The sequence below is a fragment of the Providencia sp. 21OH12SH02B-Prov genome, assembly GCF_027362595.1.
In the GTDB taxonomy this organism is placed as follows: Bacteria; Pseudomonadota; Gammaproteobacteria; order Enterobacterales; family Enterobacteriaceae; genus Providencia; species Providencia zhejiangensis.
This window is the reverse complement of sequence record NZ_CP114796.1, coordinates 2,077,326-2,090,717: the sequence shown is the minus strand read 5'-3', so window position 1 is coordinate 2,090,717 and position 13,392 is coordinate 2,077,326. Positions and strand designations below refer to the sequence as shown.

Sequence of the window (13,392 nt, the reverse complement as noted above, 5' to 3'; positions counted from 1 at the left end):
GAGGATCGCAACATGGTAGATACAACAAGTCCAACAGCTAAAAAGCTGACACAAAGCGACATCCGAGGTGTCTTTATACGTTCTAACTTATTACAAGGTTCTTGGAACTTCGAACGTATGCAAGCCTTAGGTTTCTGTTATTCAATGGTGCCTGTCATTCGTCGCCTCTATCCAGAAAATAACGACGAACGTAAACAAGCGATTAAACGTCACCTCGAGTTCTTTAATACCCACCCTTACGTTGCAGCTCCAGTTCTAGGCGTGACCATGGCGATGGAAGAACAACGTGCAAATGGTGCTGATATTGACGACGGTGCGATTAACGGTATCAAAGTTGGTTTGATGGGGCCTTTAGCGGGTGTTGGTGACCCGATTTTCTGGGGTACCGTTCGTCCAGTGTTTGCTGCTCTGGGTGCAGGTATCGCGATGACAGGTAGCCTGTTGGGTCCAATTCTGTTCTTCGTGCTATTCAACCTCGTTCGCCTACTCACGCTCTATTATGGCGTATCCTATGGCTATAAAAAAGGGGTTGATATTGTTCAAGATATCGGTGGCGGCTTCTTACAAAAACTGACTGAGGGTGCATCGATATTAGGTCTATTTGTCATGGGGGCACTCGTGAATAAATGGACAAATGTGAATATCCCTGTCGTGGTATCGAGTATTGAGAATCCTGAAACAAAAATCATGGAAATCAAAACGATTCAAGATATTTTGAATGACTTGATGCCCGGTTTAGTGCCATTATTACTCACCTTTGCCTGTATGTGGCTACTTCGCCGCAAAGTTAATCCATTGTGGATTATCATTGGCTTCTTCGGATTAGGTATTTTGGGTGCTTGGTTGAAGTTCTTAGCACCATAATTTACTGTCATTAATTGAAATGGGAGGTTGCAGCCTCCCATTTTTACTTTTAAGCTCTCTAGAATGTTAACTTAGCCAAAGGCACTCAACATGACCTTAAATGATTTCATACTGGCCATTATTATTTTACTGATGCTACTGTATGCGATTTACGATGAATTTATTCAACATATACGTAAAGGGAAAACTCTACTAAAAATTAATCTAAAGCGGAAACATAGAGCTGATGCTATTATATTCATCGTATTAATCTGTATTGTTATTTATACTAATATTTCACGACATGGCAGTATATTAACCACATACTTGCTAATGGCTACCATTTTAATGTCAGTCTATTTGGCTTTTATTCGAACACCAAAATTATTTTTTAAACAAAATGGTTTTTATTTTGCGAATACATTTATATTGTATGACAGAATAAAAACAATGAATTTATCAGAAGACGGTATTTTGATTGTTGGTTTAGAGCATCGAAAAATTTACATCAAAGTATCACAACTTGATGATTTACAAAGAATATATGAATTCCTTATTAATCATAAATAATAGTTATATATATTCACATTAAGATTGAGGTTAATTAAAAATTAAGTTAACCTCAACTCTCCCATTCCTGCAAATGAAAATTATTCTCAATACTATTTAATAGGCACACAAAATTAAGTGTTGCCTTTAAATTAATTTATGATATCTTTCATTCCAAGTCATTGGGGAGTAGCCTATTCTGGAAATATATCCAGAATGTCCGTGTCAACATACTCGTTTGTTGTTTAAACGTGGTACGGACGCCATCTTGGTTGGCAAGACCATAGACACATGAATAAGCCTTTTGGTTGGGGGTAATTCATGTGTATATGGATGCACCAACCGAGGTTAATATTATGAGTTTTTACGCTACCCTAATTTTAGCACTTGCACTTTCAATGGATGCATTTGCTGTCGCTATCTGCAAAGGTGCAGTCCTGCATAAACCCCGCTTTAAAGAGATCCTCCGCACTGGTTTTATCTTTGGCTTTATTGAAGCCCTAACCCCCATCATTGGTTGGGCAATCGGTATTTTAGCCAGCCAATATGTTATTCGCTGGGATCATTGGATCGCATTTGCCCTGCTGTTCTTATTAGGATCGCGCATGATTTGGCAAGGTATTAAAGCGAAAAATGAAGAAGATTGCTGTACTCAGCCATCCCGTAATAGCTCAATGAGTTTAGTACTCTCCGCCATTGCCACCAGCCTTGACGCAATGGCTATCGGCCTTGGGCTCGCATTCTTACAAGTGGATATTGTTCATACCGCAATGACGATTGGCTTAATGACCATGATAATGGCCACTATAGGTATGATGATTGGTCGCTATGTCGGGCCATTACTCGGGAAAAAAGCAGAAATTATTGGTGGTCTTGTTTTAATGGCTATCGGCTTCAATATCTTGTTTGAACATCTCGAACTATTTATGTATAGCGCTTAATTTTATCTCCCCCACATACACTTTGTGGGGGAAATATTGAATATCCGTTAATCGATCAATTGATAAACTCGAACCATAAAATCCGCAGTATAATTTTTTATCCCAGAACGTTTTAATTCCTGTTTGACTTCTTCAGAAGCACGCCAAGCAAATGGAGTCATTTGCAATAATGCAAATGCTTCCTCTCCCGCCAATGGCATAGCATAGTTTAAATGACTTTCATCCAATAATTTAAATTGAGGTAGCTGTTCCTCTTTCAGCGGATGTAACTTTACTTCAGAATAAATCAATTGTTTTAATTCTTGTAAATGCTCAGGCGCCGGAGTCACGGTAATAAGAATACCGGTTGGCCGTAAAACTCGAGCCAGCTCATCGGCTTTACAGGGTGCATAGATACGAACAATAGCATCAATGCTTTGCGACGCAAAAGGTAAACGATGACTAGAGGCGACACAAAAATGAACTGAAGGATAACGTTTTGCAGCATAGCGAATAGCCACTTTTGACACATCCAATCCAAACACAGATTGAGTTTTACTCTGCTTAGCTAAGCTTTGCATAAAATAATTCGTGTAATACCCTTCCCCACAACCAATATCTAATACCGTACTCTTTTTCTCAGAAATAGAGTGATTGAGCTTATCTGCAACCAATTGACGCATTGCATCATAATGACCAGCATTCAAAAACTCTCGACGTGCTTGCATCATTTCTGCACTATCGCCCGGATCTTTAGAACGTTTGTGTTGAACTGGCAACAAATTAACGTAACCTTCTTTGGCACAATCAAACTGATGATTATTTTCACATCGCCAACTGTTATTTTGCAGCGTTAATAAGTTAAAACATAAAGGACATTGATAGTTCATAACAGGTATAGTTTGATAAATAAAAAACAGTATACCATAGAGATGCAGCGCCACGGGTAGCTTATTTCCCATGGCACTGATACTGAAAAGGTTCTAACAAGAAAGAAGATTAACCCTTATCAGATGTGGTTGGCGTTTTCTTTTCTACGGTATTGTGTGATTTGGTTTTACCTGCTGCATGTACTTTATTGCTTTTTTGCTCTTTAACAGTTGGAGTGGCTTGCCCGCTTTTTACTGTATTATTTGCTGCTAATGCCGAACCAGAAATAGCAAGTGACAATAGCGTTGCTACTGCTAAAAATCTTTTCATTATAAGCACCTTCAAATTAATATATACAAGGATGTTCTTGCTCCGCTACTAAATCATGTTTTATGAATAATTCACAATAGGACAAACTTAAAGATTTATAAATTTTTTATAGGTTATCTTTGATAATTTATTTATTCAGTTGGTTGATGCACCGTTGATTTTCAATACGGAAAAATCAACAAATAGTAAATAAAAAGTCAATTTACCGTTACCCATTAAATTCATGTCTTTCTATTCCACCGTCATTGCATCAATAACCACATATCATTGAATTCATTTAATTAATTTATATTTTTAAACATCAAACCCAATAAACATAAGAGTTTACACGCCTTTTTTACTTCAAAAAACCTTATTAAAAAAAGATAACATCATGTTTTTATTGTATTTACCCATGATAATCATTAATATTTAATTCTAAGAAGGATAGTTTAAAGATAAAATAGGCTGAAAATTTATTTAATTCACGACTGCTTATTTTTATTCCTATGAATAACTCAATAGAAAAATAAAATGGCAGAGAACATTAAGCTTTAGAGAAAATAGTAATATAAAAATTTTCCTTTATTAAATGATAAAATATAACGGCCGCTCGCTGTAACGAACGGCCGTTATAGTCTTGATATTAAATTAAATGTTTAATTTAATATTTTATTTAACTGGTTATTGATTGCATTAAACATTAGAGATGCTTCGAGTGGTTGTCCATCATCAGCAGGATGCGCTACAGGCCATGTTGACCATTGAACTATCACTAACTGCTCTTTAGGGTTAACAACAATAATTTGTCCGAAAATACCTAAAGCCCATAATGTATTATTACTATCTAAACCCATTTTGGGTTCTACATTCTGCGTGTTTTGTGGCACACTATTATTCCACCACTCAAAGCCATAAATACCTTCAGGGTAACTTGCATTAACAGAATTTTTCGCTTGTACCCATGATTTCGATTCATTTAACCAATTTTCTGGTAATGTCTGTTTACCATCTGCTAATACACCATTTTCTGCAAAAAATAGCCCAAACTTACCCCAGTCCTCTAATGTGGCATTAAAACCATGCGCGCCACTATTATGTTTACCAAGCTGATAGCTTTGCCATACCCCATCGTGAGTCATCCCAAAAGGCTGCCAAATTTTACTTTCAAGATAATCTGCAATGGATACCCCTGTTGCTTTTTCAAGTGTATCACCTAATAACCATGCTCCCCCTGAGTTGTATTGCCACACATCCCCTGCTTTTGCATAACGTTGCCGTTTCGGGTCTAGCACTAATTGTTGAACGCATGCATAAATTTCTGGGTTTGCTTCACACTCTGTCATTTTGGCAAAATCTGAATTTGCTTTTTCATAATTCTCCCCCCATTCAACCCCTGAGGTGTGTTGCAGTAATTGCCTTATAGTCACGCCTTCCCAAGCCGTTCCTTTGACACTTGGATTATATTTTTCGATAGCATCATCTAATGACGTGATCCGGCCTTCCTGTAGCGCAATCCCTACTAGGGTAGAAACCACGGATTTACCGACAGAGCGCGACGTCCATAATGTTTGGGGAGTGTTACCTAGTCCATAATATTCAAAGACAACGTTCCCTTTTTTGATAACCATTAACGCAGTAACATCATTACGCTTTATGTAATTTTCAAGGTTATATGTCATCCCTTTCAATTGGTAAGTCACATCGTCTAAACGTTGGATTTTTCTTTCCAAGGGCTTAGGATTAACGGCATGAAAAACATCCCCAGGATACGCGCGATAGTCATTACGAAAACCGAGTAACCTTTCATTTTGATCCCATTTCAGCATATCTTTGACATTTGGATAAGTCCTATCAATAGGCTGAGGACATTTAGCTAATGCAGGTACACCACATTCATTATTCGTTGGATTTGCATAGCCATAGAACGATGTGATGAGTAAAACTGAAATTAAACATACGTTTTTTTTATTTTTTCTCATAAGGCGCCCTTTTTATGATAATGACCATTTGTTATTTTATTGCCATAAGTATCTTAACGTCGGTTTAGATTACTGCTATCGCCCAAAAAGATGAGAGTATTGGTGATTAATGGTTTTTAATTTTTAAATAAACTACTCTAGGTTTCGAGTAATAAGATGTATTCTTGTCGTTAAGATATTTTATTTACCCTTAAGAGTAATATTTATGAAAATTAGACTGGCGAAACTAGAAGAAGCAGAACGCCTCTGGTTTATCAGAAATCAAGTAATCCGAGCAAGTTGTAAATAAAGCTTTTATCAAAACACAATCACTGCTTGGACCCCAGATACCCTACCTGTAAGCTACCGAACTAGGGTAAACGATAACCCTTTTTTTTGCTGTAAATGAAGCTGTTCTTCTAATCGCTACTGGTTTTTTAAACCTTAAGCAGCATAGTGTCGATGCTGCTTTTACTTTACCTGACTAACTAGGTTTAGATGGGTTTAGCCGCTGCGGGGTTAATTATAGAGGCAATAAAACAATAAGCTAAACAGCGTCATATTAAGATATTAACTTTAGAATCAACGCCTAATGCCGAACGTTTTTATTAAAACACGGGTGTATCTCTCAGGAAGCCTGTCTATATTATTCTGCACTGGCTAAAAACCACCTTCCTTGTATAAAGATGATGTTATCTCTATAACCAGTGGCCATTTGATTTTTATAACATACTTCACTGATTTAAATCAGTGTAAAAGAGTCAATATCCTTTCAACTTTGCACTACATATAAAAACGACATTTAATCAATATAGAATAGGTTTTATAGACATAGATAATGTTCCATGGATATCGCTAACGCCGTTATCCATGATTTTACTCTGTTACTATTAAATCTCTGATTATTCCTTATCAATAACTAACGAAAGAATCGCCTTCCTTTGCTTCAGTGAAAATAAGATGAACAATCTCCATCAAATAAACTTACGATATTTTCAGTTATCCACAAAAAAAAATAAAAATCAATTAACATCATTAGGTTATGTTTTATTATTGGCTTTTAACTCTATCAAACCCGTGAATGCGCATCTATTTTTCATTATTATAAATCCATATTTAGTTATTTTAACGCATTGACAGTCCTCATTATTTTTGCCAGCATCAAAAGATAAACTAAAAATAATATCCGTGATTATACTACCTAATAGATTGTAAACTTGGGGTAGACCGCTTATTTATATTTATAGATAAGCATGCTTCTAAGTTAACATTAACCAATGTGGTCAAAATATAAAATAGGTTTCAACTTACTCAATTTGATAATGATTCAACGTTTGTAACATTGCTCAATACATAAAAACATTTTGTCATGGTAAAATGCAATGTAGTTAAAAAATCAATTAAAAAGCATCATGTAATATTTTATTTTCGTACTTAATTTGCAATAACTGTTTTTGATTTTTTATACTTTTATATTAGGAGTGTGACATGAAACAAAATTCTTTCGGTGCAACCTCCACAGCGGATGATGTTTTAAATAATATCGATTTAACCAATAAACGAATTCTTGTAACAGGAACATCATCGGGACTTGGTGTGGAAATTGCTCGAGCACTGACTGCTCGCGGTGCTCATGTCATAGGTACTGTTCGTCATATTGCTAGCAACGAAAAACAGGCTCACGCTATTCGTGGTGCTAACCCACAAGGTCGTTTCGAACTGATTGAATTAGATCTTTCATCATTAGACTCTGTGCGTGCATGTGCAAGCGGACTTCTAGAGAAAGCAAAATCAATTGATGTCATTATTACCAACGCAGGGGTGATGGCAACCCCCTTCGGACATACGCGTGATGGTTTTGAAAGCCAATTTGGTATTAATCACTTAGGGCATTTTGTGTTAGTTAATCACCTAGTGCCTTTATTGCATTCTGGCTCTCGTCTTATTAGTGTTTCCTCTGCGGGACATCGATTATTTGATTTTGACATCGACGATCTTAATTTTACCACTACCGAATATCAGCCACAGCTTGCCTATAGCCGCTCTAAAACAGCCAATATCTTATTTGCTGTTGAATTTGACCGTCGTTATCGTCATCTTGGTATCCGCGCTTGTGCTATTCATCCAGGCAACATTGCCACCAACCTAAGCCGTAATATGTCAGTTGAAGATCAAGTCGAAATTGGCACTATGATTAATACGCTTAATCAACAAGCCGGTTTATCTGAATTAACGACAAAAACAATTCCTCAAGGGGCAGCTACCACTGTATGGGCTGCTGTTATTGCAGATATTGACCAAATTGGTGGGCAATACTGTGAAGACTGCCAAGTCGCACCAATTAATGACGGCCCTGGCTTTTACGGTCTTCGTTCTTATGCCATTGACCCTCAATTAGCGACAACATTATGGCTTAAAAGCGAACAGTTAGTTGGTGAAAAATTCCCTGTCGGAAGCTAACTTTTCTCTACTAGAATTTTATGTTGCGACATAAAATTAAGCAGAACACAAGCCCCTTAACTATAGGGGCTTTTAGCCATCTATACCTTTAATGAAATTCACGACCAAACAACAAAACATATAAAGTTCCATTATGGTTACCTTATTGCATCAAAATGACAGTAAAGAGCACATTTAGTTACATTATAGACGCCTTTACTTAATATCAATAAGGTACCATAATAGTAACATTATTTGTTGTTTTTGCATTTAAAGTCACCCAATGGGATCTTTATATGAACAAGAAAATTAGTGCTATTGCACTTGCGGAACAGCTTGGCGAACGACTAAAACAAGCAAGATTGAACCAAAACTTAACACAATCCGAAGTTGCGGAATTTGCTGGCGTCGCACGTAAAACGGTCATTAATGCAGAAAAAGGCAAAGCGCAACTAGACATTTTTATTGCCATCATGCAGGCTTTAAATTTAACGGATCAACTTGATTTATTTTTACCACGACAACCTATATCGCCTTTGCAATTAGCTAAATTACAAGGTAAAAAACGCCAACGAGCCTCAGGACAACGACAAGAAAATAAAGAGGAGCACCTCGAATGGTAATGGAAGTCATTAATGTTAATTATCATGATCAAACCATCGGCGCCCTCAGTTTTGATACAGATAGCGGCATTGGTGCTTTTGAATATGACCCTAGCTTTATTAAAAAAGGGATCGAGCTATCCCCTTTAAAAATGCCTTTGTCTTCAACAATATTTCGTTTTCCCGAATTAGATTTCAATACCTTTAGAGGGCTTCCCGGTTTAATTGCAGATTCCCTGCCCGACGATTTTGGCAATGCTGTACTTAATGCTTGGGTCGCAAATAAGGGGTTATCCCCTCAAGAAATCACCCCGCTACAAAGATTACAATACACAGGGAAACGAGGTATGGGCGCCCTTGAATATTCTCCAGCCACTCAAATGCGTAATCTTAATTCATCACAACAAGTTGAAATTGAATCACTTGTTGCAATAGCGCAAGAAATCTTGGATACCCGAGGGAATTTTTCAGTTGAACTGAGTCGGGATGGTCAAGAATCACGCGAGGCCATGTTATCGCTATTGTCTGTCGGTATGAGCGCCGGCGGTGCTCGCCCAAAAGCGGTCTTAGCCTTTAATGATGACTTCACACAGGTGAGATCGGGACAAACAACAGTACCCAATGGATTTACACATTACCTTATGAAGTTTGATGGGGTCAGTGAACACAATAAAAACCAAGAAACTTTTGGTGACCCATTAGGTTATGGGGCGATGGAATTTGTTTACCACATAATGGCAACAGAATGTGGTATTGAGATGATGCCATGTAAATTATTACATGAAGGTGCTCGACGACATTTTATGACCCAACGTTTTGATCGCGTTGGTAACAACAAAATTCATATTCAAACACTCAATGGATTAGCGCATGTCGATTATAAAAAACCGGGGTCATATTCTTATGCTGAGTTATTTGCCATTGCTCGCCAATTAAAATTATCTGCACAAGATGCCCTGCAATTATTCAAACGTATGACGTTTAACATTATTGCGCGAAACCACGATGATCACTCAAAGAATTTTGCCTTTATGCTGAAAGAAAATAAATGGAAATTGGCCCCTGCTTACGACTTGGCCTATAGCTACAAACCGGGCAGTAAATGGGTAAACAGTCATTGGATGAGCCTAAATGGCAAACGTGATAATTTTATTCGAGAAGATTTTTATAGTTTAGAGAAGGTGAGCCCATTATTTAGTAAAAAGAAAATAAATGCAGTGATTGATGAAACCATTGAATGTGTTTCGTCGTGGCCGAGCTTAGCCAAAGAGTGGGATGTGCCTAAGTCATTAAGCGACGAGATGAGTAAAAATTTAAGGTTGAATATTTAACGCTAGTTTAAGGCTAAATATTTAATGCTGTGATGAATTAATCATTTTTTGCCACCACAATTGAAGAATCTTGTTATCGTCTTACGTATTCAAACCAGCCTAAAAACGAACATGCAACACCATCTACACATTCTTTACCCAAACAAAAAGGCACCAGTAACTAACTGATGCCTTTGAATTTATCGACAACTAAAAACTGTTATCAACAATAGCTAGTTTATTCCCACTCAATGATGTTTTATCAATATAACATCTGTTTTTTCAATAACATACGAAGACAAATAAACCAAATACCATGATTAATACCATGCCAAAAGATACAAAATCCGGTGGCAGATTTAGGACGCCTGAATAACCCTGTCGCATTCCATAACGACATACTCTGGCACATTGTCAAACTTATGAGGATTTAGCTGCATTACATACTCATTCTCAATATGGAATGACTCATTCACGAACTTTTGAAGAATGCTATCCTGTTCATCATTGGCGGAACCGTGTACCTCCTTAAAAATACGGAAAAGCTGGATTTTTTCATACCCTACCGTAGCTTCCATGAAGCGACGCTTCATCTCTGCCTTATCTTTAATCACAGCAAGCACCGCCGCGTAATCAAAAGTTGGAATAAGCTTCTTGATACCTAATTCGGCATCCATAATCTGTTGACCATCCATCTTGATACCCCCCGTATCAGATTTTAGAATTGGAATATCCCTAGCATGCAAAAGGTTAGCCAAATAGTTATATTCCATTCCGAGATCATTGATTATTTCAAAATGCCTTCTCAAATATATGCATTTAATAACCTCATCCTCATTATCTCGAATGTTATCAACACATATCTGTGCAAATGTTTGAATATTTTCCGCTTTAATCTCAACCTCAGAAACCACACCCGCTTTCGACGCTAGAAAATATGCTGTTGGTTTAGGGTGCTGAAACAATCGTTTTACGCCACGTATAACATCTATTGCAGGCTCAATATCATGTGTTAGCATGAGGACAGTTGTGTCGCGAAGGCTGGCCTTACCTCTAAACAACTCATTCAAAATAGCGAATTTTTTAGTCTTATCAAAGCTTGAAACAGGATCATCCAAAACAGCTAACCCAGGCTTCTCTCTCAGCACCTGGTACATGAACAGTATCAGAGCGAAGGCATTCCTTTCTCCATAACTTAAATGCTGCGTTGCCGTCTCAATATGTTCCTCATGATCATGGTGCACAAGCTTCATCTTGTAGGAGTCGGCTTCTGACTTGATAACGACACTGTATTTATAACCGGCTGACTTGAGAAAACCATTGATACCATCCTGATTTTCGCCGACAGTTCTCTCGATGAGCTTTTTGTGCTTATTGATCTTCCCTTTAAGCTCCCCAACTTTCTCTGCCAACTCCGAAAGCTTAGTATTTACGGGATCTACAACAGTTTTAGTACCCTCCGAATTGAGCCTCTCAAGAAGACTAAGATCAATTCTCAACTTACCAATTTCGTCCTCAACCTTCTCAACGTCTCGAAGCGAGAAAAACGAGATAGAGCGCAACCCTTCAAGTTTTGCAATCAGCGTTTCAACATCTCCCCTAAGGGCACTCAGGAAGTTGGTTTCCTCCAATGAAAGCTCAACCTTCGACTTTGTAATTTCTTCTAAGCTTTCACGGCAAGCATCATTAAAATATTTCCCCAATCTTTCGATGATAGTCTGTAGTGCACTCAAATGTTCCACAGACTTTGAGTCGTACTCCTTAGCAACGGATTGCGCGATTTCTTTCTTATCAGTTTCCTGGAAACTAGAAGAACAATACGGGCAATTATCCGACAACTCCAAGAAAGAATTACCTTTAGACTGCCAAGCTATCCACGTTGCTGGCTGCTCACTTCTAATGAACTCTTCAAACGGCTTTAAATGATCTGGAATATTAGCAATCTTATTCCCGAGACCAAATGCTTTGTAGCCCTTACTTGCCTTAGAAAGCGTACCTGTTTTTGTAACTCCAAATGCATCACGAAGTTCTTTCAGGTCCGAGATAGCAGTGCTCAAGTCTTCGTTATCATCGAAAGTTGCTTTGATCCCTTGAAAGAGCAGCTCTATCTCTTGCATAGCAGCAAGAAAATCATCCGTTTTTATGAAAATATCAAAACTATTTTTGAGAACTTCATCACGCTGAAATGCAAATTGCGATACATAGGTATCATCAAAAACCAAAACCGAATTTATATCTTCGACTCCTGCGACAGAAGGATCAAACTCTCCTTCAACTGCACGATACTTAAATGGCTTCAATCCTTGAAGTGAGCCGTCATTGCTCACAGTTGCCTGAATTGCTTTTGCTATAGAGCTTTTACCCAATCCATTAGGCCCATATTTTATATTGAGCGTTCCTTTGGTGATTTTAATCTCAGCACTTTCAATGCTGTTGCAATTTCTTATCTGAACCGTAAGCACACACGTCTCCCCACGCTAGTTAACTAAATTTATTACTATTAGTATTTATACATCATAAAACTAAATTTAACTTATTGAACGAATCAAGACTTCACCAACAATACCAAAAGTGCTATAGCCTACAAATCCTCTTGTTTTACTGCCACTCGTTCGCTTCTCTCACTCTTATATCGGGCTATGGCCTCCAACACAGTTTCCCCCTCCCTCAGGCCATACAGTTCATGGGCATTCGTAGTGGAAATAAAAGTGGGCAAGTCGGCGCTTGGACCATCATCATCAAAGAAAGTAGACTCATGCGAGTTCATCGGTTAACTCCAAGCAAAGCATCATTGCTAGTTGGTCGTACCAGCTCCGCCGGATTCTCGACTTTCTGGCCACGCTCAATTGCCCAGCGGAAAACTTGAAGCACGATTTCACGGGCATGAACAGCGGTAGCTGGTGCCCCTCGCTCGACGATGGCATCAGTCAGCGCCCGCAAATCCTCATGGGTGATCTCCACCAGCTTCTGATTGCTGAATTTGGGTTTCAGCTCGCGCTCATAGACCGAACGGCGCATATCGCGGGTGTAGTCGGCCATCTGGTAGCCGCGCAGCCACTTTTCCGCCCAGGCACCGAACGTCTCTGCATCCTTGATCCGCGCCTTGTCTCGGACCTTCTCCTTGGCCGGTGACTTGCCCGCCGCAACCATCTTCTTGGCGTCACCCAACTGCTCTCGGGCTTCTGCCAGGGTGGTGCCACCGATGCCGTAGCGACCAAAGGTGATGGTTTCCTGCCGCCCATTTAGCGAGTAGTTGTAGCGGAACGAGATAGTACCAGCAGCCGTGACGGCCACATACAGACCATCCCAGTCATTCACCTTGTAGAGCTTGTCCCTGGGCTTGAGATTGCGCAGCTTGGTATCGGTCAGCATGTACCTTGTCCTCTCTCTTCCGATACCATGCTGGAAAAACAGTAAAATTATGAATTTTCCAAAATAGAACAACAACTTACCGAAACATAATACCATGAAAACATAAAAAATGGCTGCATGGTATCGGCTTCCATCATGGCATCGTCACTCGATAGTACCAGCTTTAATACCATGTTCAAACGGTGCTTGGCGCTTCCTCCTGTTGCTAGATCGTGCC

At 38.7% G+C, this 13,392-nt stretch carries 10 protein-coding genes, 1 pseudogene and 1 riboswitch; of the genes and pseudogenes, 6 read left to right on the top strand and 5 right to left on the bottom strand.

All coding sequences use genetic code 11. The features are described 5' to 3' along the window. Nucleotides 1–12: 12 nt before the first annotated feature. The 3 genes from O7C57_RS09925 to mntP all read left to right on the top strand — a co-directional run bounded on the left by O7C57_RS09925 (nt 13) and on the right by mntP (nt 2,333). Nucleotides 13–864, top strand: coding sequence for a PTS mannose transporter subunit IID (locus O7C57_RS09925; RefSeq protein WP_154622924.1), 852 nt, complete (start codon nt 13–15; stop codon nt 862–864). A 90-nt stretch (nt 865–954) separates the two neighbouring features. Next, nucleotides 955–1,413, top strand: a complete 459-nt coding sequence (locus O7C57_RS09920) for a DUF986 family protein (RefSeq protein ID WP_154635697.1) — start codon at nt 955–957, stop codon at nt 1,411–1,413. 151 nt (nt 1,414–1,564) lie between these two features. Continuing rightward, nucleotides 1,565–1,742: riboswitch (yybP-ykoY riboswitch) on the top strand. Between the two features lie 6 nt (nt 1,743–1,748). After that, a complete protein-coding gene (gene mntP / locus O7C57_RS09915; protein ID WP_154623324.1) occupies nt 1,749–2,333 on the top strand; it encodes a manganese efflux pump MntP in 585 nt (194 codons plus the stop codon). 47 nt (nt 2,334–2,380) lie between these two features. Here the strand turns inward: mntP and rlmA are convergent, their stop codons facing one another. The 3 genes from rlmA to O7C57_RS09900 form a co-directional block, all read right to left on the bottom strand. After that, nucleotides 2,381–3,202, bottom strand: a complete 822-nt coding sequence (gene rlmA / locus O7C57_RS09910) for a 23S rRNA (guanine(745)-N(1))-methyltransferase (RefSeq protein ID WP_163863580.1) — start codon at nt 3,200–3,202, stop codon at nt 2,381–2,383. A gap of 109 nt (nt 3,203–3,311) precedes the next feature. Beyond that, nucleotides 3,312–3,512, bottom strand: a complete 201-nt coding sequence (locus O7C57_RS09905) for a hypothetical protein (RefSeq protein ID WP_154623323.1) — start codon at nt 3,510–3,512, stop codon at nt 3,312–3,314. A 638-nt stretch (nt 3,513–4,150) separates the two neighbouring features. Continuing rightward, nucleotides 4,151–5,473, bottom strand: a complete 1,323-nt coding sequence (locus O7C57_RS09900; protein WP_163861488.1) for a serine hydrolase domain-containing protein — start codon at nt 5,471–5,473, stop codon at nt 4,151–4,153. A 1,467-nt stretch (nt 5,474–6,940) separates the two neighbouring features. On the opposite strand from O7C57_RS09900, the gene O7C57_RS09895 reads away from it, so the two are divergent. From O7C57_RS09895 to O7C57_RS09885, 3 genes are all read left to right on the top strand, one after another. After that, nucleotides 6,941–7,912, top strand: a complete 972-nt coding sequence (locus tag O7C57_RS09895; RefSeq protein WP_154624334.1) for an SDR family NAD(P)-dependent oxidoreductase — start codon at nt 6,941–6,943, stop codon at nt 7,910–7,912. 275 nt (nt 7,913–8,187) lie between these two features. Further along, a complete protein-coding gene (locus O7C57_RS09890) occupies nt 8,188–8,514 on the top strand; it encodes a helix-turn-helix transcriptional regulator (RefSeq protein ID WP_154624335.1) in 327 nt (108 codons plus the stop codon). Then, nucleotides 8,508–9,824, top strand: a complete 1,317-nt coding sequence (locus O7C57_RS09885) for a type II toxin-antitoxin system HipA family toxin (protein ID WP_269723965.1) — start codon at nt 8,508–8,510, stop codon at nt 9,822–9,824. Before O7C57_RS09890 ends, O7C57_RS09885 begins: the two co-directional genes overlap by 7 nt. Before the next feature lie 338 nt (nt 9,825–10,162). Here O7C57_RS09885 and O7C57_RS09880 read toward each other — a convergent pair whose 3' ends face one another. After that, complete coding sequence (locus O7C57_RS09880; RefSeq protein ID WP_269723964.1) at nt 10,163–12,265, bottom strand: AAA family ATPase; 2,103 nt, start codon at nt 12,263–12,265, stop codon at nt 10,163–10,165. Nucleotides 12,266–12,596: 331 nt separating this feature from the next. After that, a pseudogene (locus O7C57_RS09875) lies at nt 12,597–13,175 on the bottom strand (tyrosine-type recombinase/integrase); the annotation flags it as partial. Between the last annotated feature and the right edge of the window lie 217 nt (nt 13,176–13,392).